The 18697-nt window shown below is 69.2% G+C and carries 18 protein-coding genes; 10 read left to right on the top strand and 8 right to left on the bottom strand.

Going from position 1 to position 18697, the window contains the following annotated elements; translation table 11 throughout:
• Window positions 1-6: 6 nt before the first annotated feature.
• The 5 genes from JI746_RS12555 to JI746_RS12535 all read right to left on the bottom strand — a co-directional run bounded on the left by JI746_RS12555 (window position 7) and on the right by JI746_RS12535 (window position 5684).
• The gene (locus tag JI746_RS12555) at window positions 7-987 is read right to left on the bottom strand and encodes a branched-chain amino acid ABC transporter permease (protein WP_201689876.1); all 981 of its coding nucleotides are present in this window, start codon (window positions 985-987) and stop codon (window positions 7-9) included.
• Window positions 984-1796: an ABC transporter ATP-binding protein gene (locus JI746_RS12550; protein WP_201689875.1), complete on the bottom strand. Its 813-nt coding sequence runs from the start codon at window positions 1794-1796 to the stop codon at window positions 984-986. Before JI746_RS12550 ends, JI746_RS12555 begins: the two co-directional genes overlap by 4 nt.
• Window positions 1793-2563: an ABC transporter ATP-binding protein gene (locus JI746_RS12545; protein WP_201689874.1), complete on the bottom strand. Its 771-nt coding sequence runs from the start codon at window positions 2561-2563 to the stop codon at window positions 1793-1795. Before JI746_RS12545 ends, JI746_RS12550 begins: the two co-directional genes overlap by 4 nt.
• A 192-nt stretch (window positions 2564-2755) precedes the next feature.
• The gene (locus JI746_RS12540; RefSeq protein WP_201689873.1) at window positions 2756-3952 is read right to left on the bottom strand and encodes a substrate-binding domain-containing protein; all 1197 of its coding nucleotides are present in this window, start codon (window positions 3950-3952) and stop codon (window positions 2756-2758) included.
• Between the two features lie 265 nt (window positions 3953-4217).
• Complete coding sequence (locus JI746_RS12535; RefSeq protein ID WP_201689872.1) at window positions 4218-5684, bottom strand: sigma-54 interaction domain-containing protein; 1467 nt, start codon at window positions 5682-5684, stop codon at window positions 4218-4220.
• 169 nt (window positions 5685-5853) lie between these two features.
• Between JI746_RS12535 and JI746_RS12530 the strand changes: the two genes are divergently transcribed.
• From JI746_RS12530 to JI746_RS12505, 6 genes are all read left to right on the top strand, one after another.
• Window positions 5854-7020, top strand: coding sequence for an ABC transporter substrate-binding protein (locus tag JI746_RS12530; protein WP_408004095.1), 1167 nt, complete (start codon window positions 5854-5856; stop codon window positions 7018-7020).
• A 99-nt stretch (window positions 7021-7119) separates the two neighbouring features.
• Window positions 7120-7980 carry a branched-chain amino acid ABC transporter permease gene (locus JI746_RS12525; RefSeq protein ID WP_201689871.1) on the top strand — a complete coding sequence of 287 codons (861 nt, stop codon included), beginning with the start codon at window positions 7120-7122 and terminating at the stop codon, window positions 7978-7980.
• Window positions 7977-8990: a branched-chain amino acid ABC transporter permease gene (locus tag JI746_RS12520; RefSeq protein ID WP_201689870.1), complete on the top strand. Its 1014-nt coding sequence runs from the start codon at window positions 7977-7979 to the stop codon at window positions 8988-8990. Before JI746_RS12525 ends, JI746_RS12520 begins: the two co-directional genes overlap by 4 nt.
• Complete coding sequence (locus tag JI746_RS12515) at window positions 8987-9757, top strand: ABC transporter ATP-binding protein (RefSeq protein WP_201689869.1); 771 nt, start codon at window positions 8987-8989, stop codon at window positions 9755-9757. The genes JI746_RS12520 and JI746_RS12515 overlap by 4 nt, the downstream gene beginning before the upstream one ends.
• Window positions 9750-10496: an ABC transporter ATP-binding protein gene (locus JI746_RS12510; protein WP_201689867.1), complete on the top strand. Its 747-nt coding sequence runs from the start codon at window positions 9750-9752 to the stop codon at window positions 10494-10496. The genes JI746_RS12515 and JI746_RS12510 overlap by 8 nt, the downstream gene beginning before the upstream one ends.
• The gene (locus tag JI746_RS12505) at window positions 10493-11770 is read left to right on the top strand and encodes a class I adenylate-forming enzyme family protein (protein WP_201689865.1); all 1278 of its coding nucleotides are present in this window, start codon (window positions 10493-10495) and stop codon (window positions 11768-11770) included. Before JI746_RS12510 ends, JI746_RS12505 begins: the two co-directional genes overlap by 4 nt.
• A 96-nt stretch (window positions 11771-11866) precedes the next feature.
• Here JI746_RS12505 and JI746_RS12500 read toward each other — a convergent pair whose 3' ends face one another.
• The 3 genes from JI746_RS12500 to JI746_RS12490 all read right to left on the bottom strand — a co-directional run bounded on the left by JI746_RS12500 (window position 11867) and on the right by JI746_RS12490 (window position 14946).
• On the bottom strand, window positions 11867-13399 hold the full coding sequence (locus tag JI746_RS12500; protein WP_201689863.1) for a tripartite tricarboxylate transporter permease: 1533 nt from the start codon (window positions 13397-13399) through the stop codon (window positions 11867-11869).
• A gap of 1 nt (window position 13400) precedes the next feature.
• On the bottom strand, window positions 13401-13910 hold the full coding sequence (locus JI746_RS12495) for a tripartite tricarboxylate transporter TctB family protein (RefSeq protein ID WP_201689862.1): 510 nt from the start codon (window positions 13908-13910) through the stop codon (window positions 13401-13403).
• Between the two features lie 76 nt (window positions 13911-13986).
• Window positions 13987-14946, bottom strand: a complete 960-nt coding sequence (locus JI746_RS12490) for a Bug family tripartite tricarboxylate transporter substrate binding protein (RefSeq protein WP_201689861.1) — start codon at window positions 14944-14946, stop codon at window positions 13987-13989.
• A gap of 99 nt (window positions 14947-15045) precedes the next feature.
• Between JI746_RS12490 and JI746_RS12485 the strand changes: the two genes are divergently transcribed.
• The 4 genes from JI746_RS12485 (at window position 15046) to JI746_RS12470 (ending at window position 18610) form a co-directional block, all read left to right on the top strand.
• Window positions 15046-15735, top strand: a complete 690-nt coding sequence (locus JI746_RS12485) for a response regulator transcription factor (protein WP_201689860.1) — start codon at window positions 15046-15048, stop codon at window positions 15733-15735.
• Window positions 15732-17141: a sensor histidine kinase gene (locus JI746_RS12480; protein ID WP_201689859.1), complete on the top strand. Its 1410-nt coding sequence runs from the start codon at window positions 15732-15734 to the stop codon at window positions 17139-17141. Before JI746_RS12485 ends, JI746_RS12480 begins: the two co-directional genes overlap by 4 nt.
• A gap of 6 nt (window positions 17142-17147) precedes the next feature.
• On the top strand, window positions 17148-17579 hold the full coding sequence (locus tag JI746_RS12475) for an RNA-binding S4 domain-containing protein (RefSeq protein ID WP_201689858.1): 432 nt from the start codon (window positions 17148-17150) through the stop codon (window positions 17577-17579).
• Between the two features lie 77 nt (window positions 17580-17656).
• A complete protein-coding gene (locus JI746_RS12470; RefSeq protein ID WP_201689857.1) occupies window positions 17657-18610 on the top strand; it encodes a TAXI family TRAP transporter solute-binding subunit in 954 nt (317 codons plus the stop codon).
• Window positions 18611-18697 lie beyond the last annotated feature (87 nt).

The raw sequence follows: 18697 nt of genomic DNA, 5'->3' as shown, positions 1-18697 counted from the left end.
GCGGTGCTACTTGCTCAGCGCGTACACGCCCTGCGGCCGCCACAGCAGGATGGCCATCATCAGCAGGATGTTGGAGAACAGCGCCGCCTTGGGCACCAGGAAGCCGGTGTAGTTGGCCATCAGGCCCACCAGCAGCGCGCCGACCAGCGCCCCGGTGGTGGAACCGAGGCCGCCGATGATCAGCACGATGAAGATCAGCACGTTGACCTGCGCACCCATCTGCGGCACGACGTTCTGCTGGTACAGCCCCCACATCACGCCACCGAGGCCGGCGAGGCCGCTGCCCACCACGAAGACACCGACGAACAGCACGCGGATGCGGTAGCCGAGCGCCTCGACCATCTCGCGGTCCTGCACGCCGGCGCGGATCAGGAGGCCGATCTTGGTGCGGGTGAGCGTCCACAGCAGCGCGGCGAACACCACGACGCCGACGGCCACGGCAATGAGCCGGTACTTCTCCACGGCCGCCTCGCCCAGCAGCAGCGTTCCGCGCATGCCTTCGGGCAGCGGCAGCGGGATCTGCAGCGGCCCCCAGATCACCTTGATCAGCTCCTCGCCGATGATCATCCCGCCCATGGTGATCAGGATCTGCTTGAGGTGGTTGCCGTAGACCGGGCGCACGATGAAGCGCTCGAAGGCCAGGCCGACCGCACCGGCCACGAGCATCGCCACCACCATGGCCGGCAGCACCGCCAGCATGTTGCGCCACAGGCTCGCCGAGTTCGTGTAGTCGCCCATGGCGCCCAGCACGCTGGTGGCGACAAAGGCGCCCAGCGCGATGAACACGCCGTGGCCGAAGTTCAGCACGTCCATCAACCCGAACACCAGCGTGAGGCCCGAAGCGATGATGAACACGATCATCCCCATGGCCAGGCCCGCGATGGTCAGCGTGAGCCAGGTGGACGCGGAGCCGATGAAGGGGAACACGAGCAGCGCCAGCACCGGCACCAGGGCGAGCGGCTTCCAGTCCAGGTCCTTGTAGTTCACAGCGCCAGCCCGAGCAGCGAATGCTGCAGTTCCTCGTCCTGCGCCAGCGCCTGCATGGCGCCGGCGTGCACCACGACGCCGTTGTCCATCACGGCGACCGTGTCGCCCAGGCGCTTGGCGAAGTTGATGTTCTGTTCGACCAGCAGGATCGTCACGCCGCTGGCCTTGAGCTGCGCGAAAGCTTCGATCATGTTGTTGATGATGGCCGGCGCCAGGCCCTTGCTCGGCTCGTCGATGATCAGCAGCTCGCGCGGCTCCACGATCGCGCGGGCCACGGCGAGCATCTGCTTCTGGCCGCCGGAGAGCTTGCCGGCCGGGTGGTTCCAGAACTTCTCCACCGCCGGGAACAGCGAGAAGATCCACTGCAGGCGCTTCTCGTCCATCTGCTTCGCGTGCCGGACGCCGCGGGCAGCAAGCAGCATGTTCTCCTTGACGGTCAGGTCGGCGAAGATGCCCATGTTCTCCGGCACGTAGGCGATGCCGCGGGCGGCGATGTGGGGCGTAGTGGCGGCGGTGATGTCTTCGCCGGCGAAGGTGATGCGCCCGGCCGACGCGCGCCACAGGCCCATGATGGTCCGCAGCGTCGTGGTCTTGCCCGCGCCGTTGCGGCCCAGGAGCATCGTGAGCTGACCGCGCGGAACGGCCAGGTCGACGCCGTGGAGGATGTGATAGGCAGCGATGTGGGTGTGCACGCCTTCCAGGGTGAGCAGGTTGCCCCCGTCATCCCCGCGCAGGCGGGGATCCAGGGCGTCCTGCGAGCGCTGTCGCGCGATTCCCGCCTGCGCGGGAATGACGTTGCCGGGGCTCATGCGGCCTCCTTCGCGACACCCAGGTACGCTTCCTGGACGATGGGAGAAGCGATCACTTCGGCCGGAGCACCATCGGCCACGAGCGCCCCGTTGTGCAGCACCACGATGCGGTCCGCCAGTTCGCGCACCACGTCCATCTTGTGCTCCACCAGCAGGATGGTCTTGCTCCGGTCCTGCTTCAGCTTGCGGATCAGGTCCAGGATCACGGGCGCTTCCGCGTGGTTCATGCCCGCCGTCGGTTCGTCGAACATGTAGACCTGCGGCTCCAGCGCCATCAGCAAGGCCACTTCGAGCTTGCGCTGGTCGCCGTGCGGCAGGTTGGCCACCAGCTCGTTCTCGCGCGCCTTCATCGCCACGGCATCGAGGATCGCGTCAGCGCGGGCCATCAGTTCGCCATGGTCGCTCCACACGCTCCACAGGTTCAAGCCGCGCCGGTGGGTGCCGGGGCGCGTGGCCTGCACGGCGAGGCGCACGTTCTCCAGCACGGTGAGCCGCGGAAACAGGTTGGTGAGCTGGAAGGCGCGACCGAGTCCGGCGCGCGTGCGCTGCGAGGCGGAGGCCCTGGACAGGTCGCGCCCGCCCAGCGTGACGGTGCCCGAATCGGCCTTCAGCTGGCCCGAGATCAGGTTGAAGAACGTGGTCTTGCCGGCCCCGTTCGGCCCCACGATGGCGGTGAGCGTGCCCGGCTCGAACGTGCAGGTCACCGCATCGACGGCGACATGGCCGCCAAACCGGATGGTCAGGTCGCGCGTGGCGAGTTGGGTCATGGTTCCTCGGCGTCAGCGCTTGCTGCACCCGTCGATTCGGCTGCGAAGGAGAGAAGCCCCATTCAACGCAAAAGCCGCGAAACTTACGCAAAAGCCGCGAAAGAAAGGCCGGATGAAAAGATTCCCCTTTTGCGGCTTTCGCGCAACCTTTGCGGCTTTTGCGTTCGGCTGTCCGGTGTCCGCTTTCGGTTGCTAGCGCTTGTTCCGGATCGGGACCTGCATCTCTTCCGGCTTGATCTCGCGCACGAGTTCGGGCACGCCCCAGGCAAAGGCCGGATCCACCTTGATCCGGAAGTGGTACATGCTCTGCATGGCCTGATGGTCCTCCTTGCGGAAAGTCATCTTGCCCTTGGGCGTGTCGAAGGACATCCCCTCCATGGCGGGGATCAGCTTGTCGGCGTTCGTTTCGCCGTTGGTCTTCTTCAGGGCGGTGACGATCGCCATCGCGGCCGAGAAGCCGCCCGCGGTGAAGAAGTCCGGCGGTGCCTTGAACTGCTTGTAGTGCGTGGCGACCATGGCCTCGTTCACCGGGTTCTTCGGGATCCCGAAGTAGTAGTAGGTGGCGCCCTCCATGCCGGGGAACTGCTTGTACGAAGCCATCGCCGGCAGGATGTTGCCGCCGGTGAAGACGTCGATGCCATAGCGCTGCTTGAGGTTCTGCGCCGCCAGCGCATTGAACGGCGGCGTGCCGCCGGCCCAGATCACCTCGATCGCCTTGCGACCGGGCAGGTCCTTCATCTTGTCGACGATGCGCTGGATGCCCGCGGTGAAGTCCGTCGTGGTCTGCGGCAGGTACTCCTCGTGCACGATCTTCGCGTTCTTCAGCGCATCCTTGAACGCCTTCACGCCGTCGCGCCCGAAGGCGTAGTCCTGCGCCAGCGTGGCGACCAGCGTGCCCGGCTTGTCCATCGCCACCGCGTTGGAGATCGCATCCTGCGAGCTGTTGCGGCCGGTGCGGAAGATGTACTTGTTCCACCTGTCGCCGGTGATCGAGTCGGCCACGGCCGGCTCCACCAGCAGGATCTTCCGGTATTCCTCCGCCACGGGCAGCATGGCCAGCGCGACGCCGGAGGAGGTCGGGCCGATGGCGAGATCCGCCTTGTCGTCGGAATAGGCGCTGGCGAGCAGCGACTTGCCCAGGTCGGGCTTGCCCTGGTCGTCCTTCTCGATCAGGACGATCTTGCGGCCGGCGACGGTCATCGTGCCGCCGGTCGCGTAGTCGAGGCCCATGAGCAGGCCGGTCTGGGTCTGCTTGCCGTAGGCCTCCAGCGGGCCGGTGCGGCTGTAGACGTGGGCGATCCGGATTTCCTTCGCCTGGGCCCACGCCAGCGGCGTGGCGAGGCTGCCGGCGGCCAAGGCGGCGGCGGCCACCCAGATGCGTCTTTGCATGCTTGTCTCCTGCTCGTATTTCGGACCGCCCGATATTGCAGGGCTTGTGCCAGCGCGCAAGTGCTTGTCGGGTCAGGACTTTCCCGCTGGCGGAGGGCGGACTGTACGATTTTCAGTCATTTCAAGTGTCTGATCTCCAGGCATTTGCCTGAATGTCAGACGTAGGCTGGCGGTGGAGCGAAGCGCAACCCCAGCGATGCGCGAAAGCGCTGGGGTTCCGACGCTGGCGCGCGTCACCCCAGCCTACGAGCCGGCCCAACGCCCGTTACGGAACCGCCAGCTCCAGCCGCTCGTACAGCTTCGCGCGCGAAATCCCGAGCATCTTCGCGGCGGCGACCTTGTTGCCGCCGGTCGCCTGCAGCGCCGCCTCGATCGCGCGCCGCTCCACCTCGGCCACCTGCTCGGCGAGCGGCCGCAACACCGTCGGCGGCACGCCCGCGGGCACGGCATGCGGCTGCGGCGCCGGCGGCAACCGATCGATGCCCGCATCGCGCAGCACCTGTTCGATGTGCGACACCTCGATGCGCTGCGAGTCGCTGCGCATGGCGGCCTGTTCCAGCACGTTGCGCAGCTCGCGGATGTTGCCGCGCCACGCCTGCGAGGCGAGCGTCGCAACGGCCTCGCCGGCGAGCTCGCACGGCGCCGTGGCGTTGCGCAGCGCGATGTCCTCCACCAGCACCTCGGCCAGGGCCGGGATGTCGCCGCGCCGCTCGCGCAGCGGCGGCACCTTCACCGGCAGCACGTTGAGGCGGTAGTACAGGTCCTCGCGGAAGCGCCCTTCGCGCACCAGCGCGCCCAGGTCGCGCGAGGTGGCGGCGATCACGCGCGTGTCGAAGGGCACCACCTTGTTGGAACCCAGCGGCTCGATCTCGCCTTCCTGCAGCGCGCGCAGCAGCTTGGGCTGCAGCGCCAGCGGCATGTCGCCGATCTCGTCGAGGAACAGCGTGCCGCCGTCGGCGAGCTTGAACTTGCCCTCGCGCCCCTTGCGGTCGGCGCCGGTGTAGGCGCAGGGTGCCACGCCGAAGAACTCCGCCTCGAGCAGCGTGTCCGGCACCGCGGCGATGTTGACGCTGACGAAGGCCGCGCGCGCACGGGCCGAGGCCGCGTGGATCGCGTGCGCCAGCAGCTCCTTGCCGGTGCCGGTCTCGCCGAGCAGCAGCACCGGGCTGGAGGACTGCGAGGCGCGGCGCGCCTGCCGCTTGACTTCGACGGCCGCCGGACTGCTGCCGATGAAGCTGGCCAGGGTGTACTTGCTGCGCCGCTGCGTCGCCAGCTCGCGGCGCGCGTCGTCGAGGTCGCGCTGCAGCGCGGCGAACTTCTGGATCAGCGGCTGCAGCGTCGTCTCGGGATGGTCGAACAGCACGATGCCCAGGACGCCGATCACCTTGCCGGCCTCGTCGCGCAGCGGGATGCGGCTGACGACGAAGGTGCCGGCGCGGTTGGACAGCAGGTCGATCAGGATCGGCTTGCCGGTTTCCAGCACGCGGTGCATCTGCGTGTTCTGCACCACCTTCGATACCGGCTGGCCCACGAAGTCCTCCGGCCGCTCGAAGCCCAGCGCCGGCAGGAAGCGCTTGTACTGGTCGTTGATCCACGCGACGCGCGCGTGCCGGTCCACCAGCAGCATGCCTTCGCTGGCATTGGCGAACAGCTCGAACATCGAGCGCGCGGCCAGCTCCAGGATGCGCTGGCCGTCGAGAGGCAACAAGGCTTCGGGGGTCATGGCCGGCATCGTAGCGCGGCCCGGATTTGTTGATCCTTCGCAAGCCTTGTGCGTTTGCGCGGGCCTGCTCTCTTGCGCCGCATCCGGCACGGATCCACTCTTGCGACCACAACAAGAGTGCACCGCGGCCGGCAAGGTGTAGCGCCGATGGCGGACTACCATCCACAGGAGACAGACAGTGAAGCGTTCGATCCTTCGCGGGGCCGCGGCCCTGGCGGCAGCACTCGCGTGCACCTGCGCCCTCGCCGCGGGCAACACCATCAAGGTCGGCGTGATCGCCGAGATGTCCGGCACCTTCGCCGACTTCGGCCAGCAGATCACCAACGGCGCGAAGGCGTACATGAAGGCCAACGGCGACAGCGTCGCGGGCCGGAAGATCGAGCTGATCGTGAAGGACGCGACCGGCCCGGCGCCCGACGTCGCGCGCCGCCTCGCACAGGAACTGGTGGTGAAGGACGAAGTGGACTTCATCGTCGGCTTCGGCCTCACGCCCAATGCGCTCGCCGTCGCCACGGTCGCGACGGAGGCGAAGAAGCCGATCGTGATCATGAACGCGGCCACCTCGGTGATCACCACCAAGTCGCCGTACATCGTGCGCACGTCGATGACGCTGCCGCAGGTGACGGAACCGATGGCGCAGTGGGCCTGGAAGTCCGGCGTGCGCAAAGTCTACACCGTGGTGGCCGACTACGGCCCGGGCCACGATGCGGAGAAGGCCTTCCGCGGCGCCTTCACCAGGGCCGGCGGGGAGATCGTCGGCGACGTGCGCGTGCCGCTGAAGAACCCGGAATTCGGCCCCTTCGTGCAGCGCGTGAAGGACGCCAAGCCGCAGGCCGTGTTCGTGTTCATGCCGGCCGGCGAACTGGCCCTGGGCTTCATGAAGGCCTACAGCGAACGCGGGCTCGACAAGGCCGGGATCAAGCTGCTGACGACCGGCGACCTGACCGAGGACGGCATCCTGGAGGCGCTCGGCGACCATGCGCTGGGCGTCATCTCCACGCACCACTACTCGATGGCGCACGACTCGCCGGAGAACAAGGCCTTCCTCGCCGCGTATGCGCAGATCAGCCCGCAGCGGCCCAACTTCATGGCGGTCGGCGCCTGGGACGGCATGGCCGCGATCTACGAAGTGGCGCGCAAGCTCCATGGCAGCATCGACGGCGACAAGGCGATGCAGGCCTTCCGCGGCATGAAGATCAAGAGTCCGCGCGGCCCGCTCGAGATCGACGCCGACACGCGCGACGTCGTGCAGACCGTGTACGTGCGGGAGGTGAAGAGGGTCGGCGGCAAGCTGTACAACGTCGAATTCGACCAGTTCCCGGCGGTGAAGGATCCCGGCAAGTGACGGAATGACCTCGCTGCGCTTCGATGAAGGAATGACAGGTCATTTCGTCATCGACGGCGAAGCCGAGGTCATTCCGCGCTGCGGCCTCATGGAACGGCCATGCTGACCATCCTCTTCGACGGCATCGCCTACGGGATGCTGCTGTTCCTCATCTCGGTGGGGCTGTCGGTCACGCTGGGGATGATGGGATTCATCAACCTGGCCCACGGCGTGTTCGCGATGATCGGCGGCTACCTGCTGGTCACCTGCATGGGCAAGGCAGGGATCCCCTTCCTGCTCGCCCTGCCGCTGGTCTTCGTGGCCACGGCGGCGTTCAGCCTCGTGCTGGAGCGCACGCTGTACCGGCCGCTCTATCGCAGCACCCACCTCAAGCAGGTGCTGCTCACGGTGGGCATCATCCTGGTGGCGGTGGCCGCCGCGACCTATGCCTTCGGACCCACGCAGCAGCCGGTGGAAGTGCCGCAGGCGCTGGCGGGCCAGACCGTGGTGTTCGGGCTCGAGCTCTCGCGCTACAAGCTGTTCCTGGTCGGCGTGGGCGTCGCCGTCACGCTGGCGCTGGTGTTCGGCCTCGAACGCACGCGCTTCGGCGCGCGCATCCGCGCCTCCGTGGACCGCCAGTCCACCGCCGAGGCGATGGGCATCCATGTGGGCCGCGTGTTCCAGCTCACGCTGGCGATCGGCAGCGGCCTGGCCGGCCTGGGGGGCGCGCTGGGCGTGAACATCCTGGGGCTGGACCCGCAGTTCCCGCTCAAGACGCTGGTGTACTTCCTGCTGGTCGTGGTGGTGGGCGGGGCCGGTTCCATCCCGGGCACCCTGCTCGCCGCGATGGTGCTCGGCATCGCCGACACCGCCGGCAAGTACTACCTGCCCGAGGTGGGCGCCTTCATCATCTACGCCGCCATGATCGGCCTGCTGCTCGCCTTTCCGCACGGGCTGCTCGGGCGCCGGAGGCCCGCATGAAGACGCCGCCGCCCGTCCCGCGCCACCTGCTCGGCGCGCCCCCTTACCTGCTTGCACTGCGGGCGCGCGAGCGCTGGGGCAAGGGCGAGATCCTGTTCTGGATCGCGCTGCTGGCCGTGTTCTTCCTGTTCCCGAAGAACCTGCTGCTCGCCTCGCAGATCCTGATCGCGGGCCTGTTCGCGCTTTCGCTGGACCTGATCCTGGGCCACGCCGGCATCGTGACGCTGGGGCACGCGGCCTTCTTCGGACTCGGCGCCTACACCGCGGGGCTCATCACGCGCGTGGGCGTTCACGACCCGCTGCTAGGGCTCGCCGCGGCGGCCGCCGTCGGTGCTGCCGCGGGCTGGCTCACCAGCTTCCTGGTGCTGCGCGCCAACGATCTCGGGCGCCTCATGATCACGCTGGGCATCGCGATGCTGCTGTACGAGGTGGCGAACCGCGCGACGGCGATCACCGGCGGCGTGGACGGCCTGCAGGGCGTGGAGGTCGGCCCGGTGCTGGGCCTGTTCCGCTTCGACCTGCTCGGTCGCACCGCCTACCTGTACGTGCTGGCGGTGAGCTTCGGCCTGTTCCTGCTGGTGCGCGCACTGATGGTCTCGCCCTACGGCCTGTCGCTGCGCTGCATCCGCGAGAACAACCGGCGCGCCCAGGCCATCGGCGTGCCGATCCGCGCCCGGCTGACGAACATCTACACCTTCTCGGCCCTGCTCGCCGCGGTCGCCGGGGCGCTGCTGACGCAGACCACCCAGTTCGTCGGCATCGACGTGCTGGGCTTCCAGCGCTCGGCCGACCTGCTGATCATGCTGATCGTCGGCGGCACGGCCACGCTGTATGGCGGCTTCGTCGGCGCCGCGGTGTTCATGCTGGCGCAGGACCGGCTGGCCAACCTCAGTCCGGAATACTGGCTGTTCTGGCTCGGGCTGCTGCTGATCGTGGTGACCCTCCACCTCGATGGCGGCGTGGTCGGCGGACTGCGGCGACTCGCGGCCTGGATGGAGCGCAGGCGATGATCCCGCAACCGGTGCTGCGTACCGTGGACCTGTGCATGGCCTTCGGCGGCCTGAAGGTCACGCAGGACATCAACCTGAACCTGCGCCCCGGCGCGCGCCACGCGCTGATCGGTCCCAACGGCGCCGGCAAGACGACGCTGGTGAACCAGCTCACGGGCGCCCTGCGGCCCTCCAGCGGATCGATCTGGCTGGATGGCGCGGACATCACCGCCCTGCGGCCGGACCAGCGCGTGCGGCGCGGCCTGGCACGCACGTTCCAGATCAACACGCTCTTTCCCCGGCTCACGCCACTGGAAGCGGTGGCCAACACGATCTGCGAACGCGAGCGGGATCATCTTTCGGTGTTCGAGCGCCGGCTGTTCGCGCTGACACGGCGCCGCGAGCAGATCGACGAGGCCTACGTGCTGCTGGAGCGGCTCAACCTCGGGCCCGACTGCCTGCGCGAGACCCGCGAGCTGGCCTACGGCAAGCAGCGCCTGCTGGAGATGGCGCTGGCCCTCGCCGTGCGCCCCCGCGTGCTGCTCCTGGACGAACCCGCCGCCGGCGTGCCGGAAGGCGAGAGCGACGAACTGTTCTCGGTGCTGGCCGAACTGCCGGACGACATCGCGATCCTGCTGATCGAGCACGACATGTCGCTGGTGTTCCGGTTCGCCGATTGCATCACGGTGCTGGCCGGCGGCGCCGAGCTCGTGACCGGCGCACCGGCGCAGATCGCGGCCGACGAGCGCGTGCGCGAGGTCTACCTCGGAAAGGCGCGCCATGGCTGAAATGCTGGAACTGGAGCGCGTCACCGCCGGCTACGGCGAGGCCATCGTGCTCGATCGCTGCACGCTCTCGCTGGCCGAGGGCGAGAGCCTGGCCCTGCTCGGTCGCAACGGCGTGGGCAAGAGCACGCTGCTGGCCACGCTCATGGGGCAGACGCGGGTGCGCGAGGGCACGCTGCGCTGGGGCGGCAAGGACCTGGCGCGCATCCCGCGCCATCGCCGCGCGGCGGCCGGCCTCGGCTGGGTGCCGCAGGAGCGCGAGATCTTCGCCTCGCTCACGGTGGAGGAAAACCTCACCGTCGCGGCAGTGCCTGGCAAGTGGGACGTGCAGCGCGTCTACACCCTCTTTCCGCGGTTGCGCGAGCGCCGGCGCAACTGGGGCAACGAACTCTCGGGCGGCGAACAGCAGATGCTCGCCATCGCGCGGGCGCTGATGCTCAATCCGCGCCTGCTCCTGCTGGACGAGCCGCTCGAAGGGCTCGCCCCGGTCATCGTGGAAGAACTGTGCGCCGCCCTCGAGCGCATGGTGCGGCAGGAAGGCCAGTCGCTGCTGCTGGTGGAGCAGCAGGTGGCGCAGGCGCTCGCGCTGACGCAGCGCTGCGTGGTGCTGGAGCGCGGCCGCGTCGTGCATTCCGCCCGCAGCCGGGTCCAGCTGGAGGACCTGCGCGCGCTCGATCGCTGGGTCGGCGTGCGACTGCAGGAAGCCGGCACGCCGGCTGCGCTGGCGAAGGAGGAGCCATGAACGCCGCCGAAACGCTGCTGGCCGCCGGATGCGACGGACATTCCGCGCTCCTGTGCGCCGAACAGCAGCTCACCTACCGCGTCCTGCGCCGCCTCGTGGCACAGGTCGCGGGCGCGTGGCAGGCCCGCGGCTTGCGCCCCGGCGAGCGCGTGTTCGTGATCGCTGCCGACAGCGTCGACTGGGTGGCGACCTACCTCGGGGTGATCTGGGCCGGCGGCGTCGCGGTCGGCCTCGATCCGCGGCTGCCTGCGGGCGAGCTGCAAGCGATCCTGGCCGACAGCGATGCGCGCTTCGTGTGGTGCGAAGACGATGCGGCGGCCGGCGTGGAAGCGATGCAGGGCTTGCCGGCGGCGGTGGTGCGCAACGGCCCGGGGTGGGCGGTGGCCGTGGCCGCCGCCCGCATGATGCCTGCCGTGAGGCGCGATGCCGAGGACCCAGCGCTGTGGGTCTTGACTCCAGGCACCGGCGGCACGGCCAAGGCCGTGGTCCACGTGCACCGCACGGTGGTCGACGTGCATTCCTTCGCCTGCGGCGTGCTGGGAGCCGATTCCTCGGACCGCTTCTACGCCAGCTCCGGCCTGTTCTCCGCCCATGCGCTGGGCAACAGCCTGTTCGCCGGCCTGCGCGCGGGTGGCACCGTGGTCCTGGATCCGCACCGGCCCACGCCGCAAGGGTTCGAGACGATCGTGCAGCGCCTCCGTCCCACCCTGGTGTTCAGCGGGCCGGCGCTGTACCGCGGCCTGTTGCAGGCCGGCATCGCAACGCGGCTGGCGGATGCCGGCGTGCGGCGCTACGTGTCCGTGGGCGAGGCGCTGCCCGCCGGCACGCGCGCCGCCTGGCGCGAAGCCACGGGCCTGGCGCCCGTCGAAGGCTATGGCACCAGCGAGACCCTGGCGCTGGTGCTGTACTGCGACGACGAGACCGGCCTGCTGCGGCCCACGCCGTTGACGCAGACCAGCTGTGTGCCGGGGCCCCAGGGCAGCGTTCCCCAGCGCATCTGGATGCGCCACGGCGCCGTGGCGCGGGGTTACTGGCACCGCCCGGAAGCCGAGGCCGACGCCTTCCGCCCCGGCGGCTGGTTCTCGCCCGGCGACCTCTTCCTGAGCCATCCGCACGACCGGCTGGAATGGGCCAGCCGCGACGGGGCAATACGGGGAGTCGGGGCGGCTCGCCGCCGCGGTGCAAGCCTTGCCGCGACGCCGGTGGCCGCGGTGGGTGCATTGGGTGGCTGCGCTGGCGGTGACGGCGACGCGCGTCTCGCAGGCTGGGGGTGACCCGCGAAGCGCGGGAACCCCAGCACTTTCGCGCAGCGCTGGGGAATCGCTGCGCTCCACCGCCAGCCTACGCGTTCCCGCCCCGGATGCGATCGATCAAGGCTCCACCCCCCCATGCGGCAGCAGCGCCGGCCCGTGCCGGCGCGCCTGCATGAACCGGTACAGCCGCGGCAGTGCGAGCACTGCCACGATGATCACGATCAGCCCCAGCGACATCGGCCGCTGGAAGAACACGCCCACGCTGCCCTCGCCGATGGAGACGGCGTTGCGCAGTTGCGCCTCGGCCAGCGGGCCCAGGATCATGCCGACCACCACCGGCGCGGTCGGGAAGTCGAAGCGCCGCATCACCACGCCCACCAGTCCGATGCCCCACAGCAGCACCAGGTCGAAGGCGCTCTGGCGCATGCCGTACGCACCGACGGTCGCGAAGATCAGGATGCCGGCATAGAGCTGCGGCTTCGGGATCTTCAGCAGCTGCACCCACAGCTTCACCAGCGGCAGGTTCAGGATCAGCAGCATCACGTTGCCGATGTACAGCGAGGCGATCAGCGCCCACACCAGGGCGGCGGAGTTCGTGAACAGCTGCGGCCCGGGCTGGATGCCGTAGTTCTGGAACGCGCCGAGCAGGATGGCGGTGGTGTTGGAGGTCGGGATGCCCAGCGTCAGCAGCGGGATCAGCGCGGTGGTCACGGTGGCGTTGTTGGCCGCTTCCGGACCGGCCACGCCCTCGATCGCGCCCAGCGTGCCGAACTCCTCCTTGTCCTTGCCCTTGGCCAGCTTCTTCTCCACGGCGTACGAGAGGAAGGTCGGGATCTCGGTGCCGCCGGCGGGGATGCAGCCGAAAGGGGCACCGATGAAGGTCGCGCGGATCCAGGCGGGAACCGATCGGGCCCAGTCGCGCTTGGACATGTAGACCCGGCTCATCTTGTTCTGCGTCTCCACCGTCCTGCCTTCGTACAGCGCGAAGTACAGGACTTCGGCCACCGCGAACAGGCCCACGGCCACCAGCACGATCTCGACCCCATCGAGCAGTTCGGGGATGCCGCCGGTGTAGCGGGCCTGGCCGGAGATCTGGTCCATGCCGACCAGGCCCAGCGCCAGGCCCAGGAACAGCGAGGTCATGCCGCGCAGCGTGCTCTGCCCGAGCACCGCACTCACGGTGGTGAAGGCCAGCACCATCAGCAGGAAGTATTCCGGCGGGCCGAGCTTGACGGCGAAGTCCGCCACCGTCGGCGCGAACAGCGTGACGATGATGGTGGCGATGGTGCCGGCGACGAAGGAGCCGATGGCGGCCGTGGCCAGCGCCTGGCCGGCGCGGCCGCTCTTGGCCATCTTGTTGCCCTCCATCGCCGTCACCATGCTGGCGGTCTCGCCGGGGGTGTTCAGCAGGATGGAGGTGGTCGAGCCGCCGTACATCGCACCGTAGTAGATGCCGGCGAAGAAGATCATCGAGGCGGTGATCTCCACCTTGGCCGTGATCGGCAGCAGCATCGCGACGGCCACCGCCGGCCCGATGCCGGGCAGCACGCCCACGGCCGTGCCCAGCACGCAGCCGACGAAGGCCCACAGCAGGTTGACCGGGCTGATCGCCGTGGCGAAGCCTTGCAGCAGCGAAGCAAAGATGTCCATGTCAGATCCAGCCGGTGCCGGTGAGGCCGGGGAGGTTGATCGCGAGGAACTTGGTGAAGGCCCAGTACACCGGGGCCGAGATCGCGAGCCCGGCCACCAGATCCATCGCCAGCACGCCGGGCGCCGAGGCGTGCTGGCCCTGCGCGCGCCGCAGCCCCTGCACCGCGAGCAGGAAGCACAGGCCGCAGCTGAGGATGAAGCCGATCGTGGTGATGAGCGCCGCGTTCAGCAGCAGGCCCGCCGACACCCACACCAGCCCCGGCCACCAGCCGCGCTCCGACCCCGAAGGCGGCTCCATGTCGTGGAAGCCGCCGGACAGGGCCTCGCGCACGATCAGGATCCCGCACACCGTCAGCACCGCCGCCACCACCCAGGGCAGGAAGTTCGGCCCGACGCCGCCGTAGCCGGCCTCGCCGGGAATGGTGATCGCGCCGCCGGCCAGGCCGAGTCCGGTGAGCACCACGGCGGCGCCGACCAGCGTCTCGACGCGCAAAAGGGGTTGTTGGTTCATGGTTGTCGCCCTTCGGGGGACTTGCGCACAAGGAAAAGGGCCCGGCGTTGCACCGGGCCCGGGCCGCGGGGCGGCCTCAGATCATGCCGGCCTTGGCCATGGTGGCGCGCAGCATCGCGAATTCGTTGTCCACGAAATGGCCGAAGGCATCGCCGGTCAGGACCGCGGGAGTCCAGTCGTTCTTCTCCATCGCCTCCTGCCAGGACTTGGTCTTGATGGCGCGTTCGACCATCGCGACCAGGCTCTTGCGCTGTTCGGCGCTGATGCCGGGGGCGCCGTACACGCCGCGCCAGTTGCCCAGTTCGACGTTGATGCCCTGCTCCTTGAGCGTCGGGATGTCGATGCCCTTCAGGCGCGTCGGCGAGGTGACGGCGATCGGCTTCATCTTGCCCGACTTGATGTACTCGGCGAACTCGCTGTAGCCGGAGCCGCCCACCGTGACATTGCCGCCCAGGATGGCGGCGGTGGCCTCACCGCCCCCCCGGAACGCCACGTAGTTGATCTTGGACGGATCCACGCCCACTTCGCGCGCCAGCATGGCGGCCGCGATGTGCTCGGTGGAGCCGCGCGAGCCGCCGCCCCACTTGACGCTGCCGGGGTCCTTCTTCAGCTGCGCGACGACGTCGGCCATCGTCTTGAAGGGCGAGTTGGCCGGCAGCACGTAGACGTTGTACTCGCTGGTCAGGCGCGCCAGCGGCGTGGCGGTGTGCAGGTCGACCGGCGGCTTGCCGGTGATGATGCCGCCCAGCATCACGGCGCCCATCACCATCAGGGCGTTCGGGTCGCCCTTGCTGGCGTTGACGAACTGCGCCAGGCCGAGCGCGCCGGCGGCGCCGCCCTTGTTGTCGTAGGTGACGCTGTCGGCCGCCTTGGCGTCGACCAGCGCCTTGCCCAGGGCACGGCCGGTCGTGTCCCAGCCGCCGCCGGGGTTGGCCGGGATCATCATCTTCAGGTTGGAAGCGGCGTGGGCCGACAGCGGCAGCGCGCCGGCGGCTGCCAGGGCCGCCATGGTCTTCAGGAAGTCATTGCGACGCACGGTTCTTGTCTCCTTGGTTGGACCTGTCGATGGTGGTTCGGCTCGCTGTCATTCGGCTGTCCAAAGTACTAGGGTAAACGCTAGTCTTGCGGCCGGGTTATGGTTCCGGAAATGAAAGTCCTCCTGGTCGAAGACGACCCGTCCATGCAGACGGCGCTGCAGCGCACGCTGACCAAGCGCGGCATGGAAGTGGAGCTGTGCAGCGACGGCCGCGTCGCGCTGGAGCGCTGGAAGGCGGCCCCGCCGGACGTCGTGATGCTGGACCTCACCCTGCCCGGCATGGACGGGCTGCTGGTGCTGGAGGAGGCGCGCCGCAGCGGCCTGGCCACGCCGGTGCTGATCCTCACCGCGCGCGGCACGGTCGGCGACCGGATCATGGGCCTCAATAGCGGCGCGGATGACTACCTGCCCAAGCCCTTCGATCTCGACGAGCTCGAGGCGCGGCTGCGCGCCCTGCACCGCCGCCGCGCGCCCGCCGGGCACGCGCCTGCCGCCGAGCCGGGCATTGGCGGACTGCATTGCGACCGGCAAAGCGGCGCCATCCACTTTCGCGACGAGATCCTGGAGCTCGCCCCGCGCGAGACGGCCCTGATGCAGGCGCTGCTGGCGCGGCCGGGCCATGCGGTGCCCAAGGAGCGCCTGTTCGAACTGGTCTTTCCGGGCGAGACCGAGGTGCAGTACGAAGCCATCGAGGTGGTGGTGTATCGCCTGCGCAAGAGGCTCGCGCACACCGGCGTGAAGCTGGTGACGCTGCGCGGCCTGGGCTACCTGCTCAAGGCCGGCGCGTGACCCGGCCGGTTTCGCTGCGGCGGGTGCTGCTGGCCGGCATCCTGGTGCCCGTGGGCATCGTGATCGCGGTGAACGCTGCTTCGCTGTACCGCAAGACCCTGGACGCGCTGAACACCGCCTACGACCGGACGCTGCTCGCATCGGCGAAGTCGATCGGCGAACAGCTCGACGTGCGCGGCTTCGACGAGAACGCGGTGCTGCGCGCCACCGTGCCCTACTCCGCGCTGGAAGCCTTCGAGGCGGACCTGCAGACGCACATGTACTACCGCGTGTCCGACCTGCACGGCCGGCTCGTCTCGGGCTTCGAGGACCTGCCTTTCTGGCAGGGGAGGATCCCCTCCCAGCCGCCCTACGCGGCGCTGGTCAACTTCTACGACACCACCTTTCGCGACAGCCAGGTGCGCGTGGCGGTGCTGCTGCAGCCCGTGGCCACCCCGTCGGGCCGCGCGATGGCGGTGATCCAGGTGGCCGAGACGCTGGAGCTGCGCCGGCGCCTCACGCGCCGCATCCTGTTCGATTTCCTGTGGCAGCAGGCCGGGCTGGTGGCGCTGATCGCGCTGGTGGTGGTGGTGGTCGTGCAGCGCGCCACGCGCCCGGTGCGCCGCCTCAGCGATGAATTGCAGGCGCGTCCGGCGGGCGACCTCTCGCCGCTGTCCGCGGCGGGTGCGCCGCGCGAGCTGCTGCCGCTGGTGGAAGCCACCAACGAGGTGATGGCGCGGCTGGCGCACATGCTGGAGAACCAGAAGCGCTTCGTGCGCGACACCTCGCACCAGCTGCGCACGCCGCTGGCGGTGCTGAAGGCGCAGGTGCAATCGGCATTGCGGGGCGACGTCGAGCCGCGCCAGGCCCTCGGCGAGATCGAGGACACCGTGGAGCGTGCGACCGTGCTGGCCAACCAGATGCTGTCGCTGGCCAAGGTGGAGCAGTTGCGCGCCCAGAGCGAGGAGCAGGTGAACGACCTGGCCGCGGCCGTGCGCGCCATGGCGCTGGAACTCGCGCCGCTGATCGCCGACAAGGACATCGACTTCGATATCGAGACCGATGCGACGCCGGTGCGCGCGCACGAGTGGATGCTGCGCGAGCTTTCGCGCAACCTGCTGCACAACGCGGTCAAGCACACGCCGCGCGGCGGCACGCTGTCGGTGCGGGTGCTGGCCGGCTCCCACGGTGCGATGCTGGTCGTGAGCGACAGCGGGCCGGGCGTGCCCGAAGAGCTTGCGCCGCGGCTCTTCCAGCCGTTTTCGGCCGGCGACGTGCGCAGCGGCTCGGGCCTGGGCCTGGCCATCTGCCAGGAGATCGTGCGGGCGCTCGGCGGCACGATCGCGCTTCAAAACCGTGAAAAGGACCACCGGATCGCCGGGCTGGACGCCACCGTGCGGCTGCCGCTGGCGGAGAATCCGACCTGAATGGGCATGGACAGATTGCGGATCGACAAGTGGCTGTGGGCGGCGCGCTTCTACAAAACGCGCAGCTTGGCCACGGAAGAAATCGACAAGGGGCGCGTGGCGATCAACGGCCAGGACGTGAAGCCGGCGCGCGAAGTGAAGGTGGGCGACACCGTCTCCATGCGGCGCGAAGGCCTCACGCGCACGGTGCGGGTGCTGGGGCTGTCGGACATGCGCGGGCCGGCGCCGGTGGCGCAGCAGCTGTACGAGGAGACGGCCGAGAGCCTCGCCGAGCGCCAGAAGGCCCTGGAGCAGCGTCGCTTCGCCCGCGAACCGGCGCTGGCGATCGAACATGGCCGGCCCACCAAGCGCGGCCGGCGCGACCTCGAGGAAGCGCAGCGCGCCGGCTGGGGTGACCGCTGGAGCGCGTCGATCGACGACGAGACGCCGAAGCGCTGATCGCGCTCGGTGCTTCCACTATCCGCCCCCCGACCTCGTCCATGCTCTACTCGCTGCCTCGCAACGAGGAGAGTTCCATGAGCATGAAGAAGTGGGCCGCTACCTTCGCGGCCGCCCTGGCCTTCGCCGGCGCCGCGCACGCACAGCAGTTCTTCCGCATCGGCACCGGCGGCACCGCCGGCACCTACTACCCCGTGGGCGGGATGATCGCCAACGCCGTCTCGCAGCCTGGCAAGATCGTCGCCACCGCGCAGTCGAGCAACGGCTCGCTGGCCAACGTCAACGCCATCGCCGGCGGCTCGCTCGAAGCCGGCATGACCCAGTCCGACGTGGCGACCTGGGCCTACACCGGCACCGGCGCCTTCGAAGGCAAGCCCAAGGTGCCGGACCTGCGGCTGATCGCCAACCTCTATCCCGAAAGCATCCACCTGGTGGTGAAGAAGAACTCCGGCATCAAGAGCGTGGCCGACCTGAAGGGCAAGCGCGTCGCGCTCGACGAGCCCGGCTCCGGCACGCTGATCGACGCCCGCATGGTGCTGGCGGCCTATGGCGTCAAGGAGTCCGACATCAAGCCGGACTACATCAAGCCGAACCAGGCCGGCGACAAGCTCAAGGACGGCTCGCTCGATGCCTTCTTCTTCGTCGGCGGCGCGCCCGCCGGCGCGATCGCCGAACTCGCCTCCAGCGGTGTCGGCATCGAGCTGGTGCCGCTGGGCGGCCCGCAGGCGCAGGCGCTGCTGAAGTCCAGCCCCTGGTTCGCCGTGGACCACATCCCCGCCGGCACGTACAAGGACGTGGCCGCGGTCGACACGCTGGCCGTCGGCGCGCAGCTGGTGACCAGTGCCAAGGTCCCCGCCGACACGGTCTACCAGATCACCAAGTCCATGTACAGCGAGGCGACGCAGAAGACGCTGGCCGCCGGCCACGCCAAGGGCAAGTTCATCACCAAGGAGAACGCGGTCAAGGGCGCCGGCATCCCGTTCCACCCGGGCGCCGAGAAGTTCTACAAGGAAGCCGGGCTGATCAAGTAAAGGCCGCCACCCCCGCGAAGGCGGAGGCCCAGAGCACGCGCGCAGCGCGTGAAACTGCCCTGGGTCCCCGCCAGCGCGGGGACGACG

It is taken from the genome of Ramlibacter alkalitolerans, assembly GCF_016722765.1.
GTDB classification, from domain to species: Bacteria; Pseudomonadota; Gammaproteobacteria; order Burkholderiales; family Burkholderiaceae_C; genus Ramlibacter; species Ramlibacter alkalitolerans.
Note: the sequence above shows the minus strand (reverse complement) of the source record. Positions and strands in the feature narration are given on the sequence as shown.

Coding starts and splice junctions, on each gene's coding strand:
- JI746_RS12550 (WP_201689875.1), bottom strand. CDS start 1,796: ATGAGCCCCGGCAACGTCATTCCCGCGCAGGCGGGAATCGCGCGACAG.
- JI746_RS12545 (WP_201689874.1), bottom strand. CDS start 2,563: ATGACCCAACTCGCCACGCGCGACCTGACCATCCGGTTTGGCGGCCAT.
- JI746_RS12540 (WP_201689873.1), bottom strand. CDS start 3,952: ATGCAAAGACGCATCTGGGTGGCCGCCGCCGCCTTGGCCGCCGGCAGC.
- JI746_RS12535 (WP_201689872.1), bottom strand. CDS start 5,684: ATGCCGGCCATGACCCCCGAAGCCTTGTTGCCTCTCGACGGCCAGCGC.
- JI746_RS12525 (WP_201689871.1), top strand. CDS start 7,120: ATGCTGACCATCCTCTTCGACGGCATCGCCTACGGGATGCTGCTGTTC.
- JI746_RS12520 (WP_201689870.1), top strand. CDS start 7,977: ATGAAGACGCCGCCGCCCGTCCCGCGCCACCTGCTCGGCGCGCCCCCT.
- JI746_RS12515 (WP_201689869.1), top strand. CDS start 8,987: ATGATCCCGCAACCGGTGCTGCGTACCGTGGACCTGTGCATGGCCTTC.
- JI746_RS12510 (WP_201689867.1), top strand. CDS start 9,750: ATGGCTGAAATGCTGGAACTGGAGCGCGTCACCGCCGGCTACGGCGAG.
- JI746_RS12505 (WP_201689865.1), top strand. CDS start 10,493: ATGAACGCCGCCGAAACGCTGCTGGCCGCCGGATGCGACGGACATTCC.
- JI746_RS12500 (WP_201689863.1), bottom strand. CDS start 13,399: ATGGACATCTTTGCTTCGCTGCTGCAAGGCTTCGCCACGGCGATCAGC.
- JI746_RS12495 (WP_201689862.1), bottom strand. CDS start 13,910: ATGAACCAACAACCCCTTTTGCGCGTCGAGACGCTGGTCGGCGCCGCC.
- JI746_RS12485 (WP_201689860.1), top strand. CDS start 15,046: ATGGTTCCGGAAATGAAAGTCCTCCTGGTCGAAGACGACCCGTCCATG.
- JI746_RS12475 (WP_201689858.1), top strand. CDS start 17,148: ATGGACAGATTGCGGATCGACAAGTGGCTGTGGGCGGCGCGCTTCTAC.
- JI746_RS12470 (WP_201689857.1), top strand. CDS start 17,657: ATGAGCATGAAGAAGTGGGCCGCTACCTTCGCGGCCGCCCTGGCCTTC.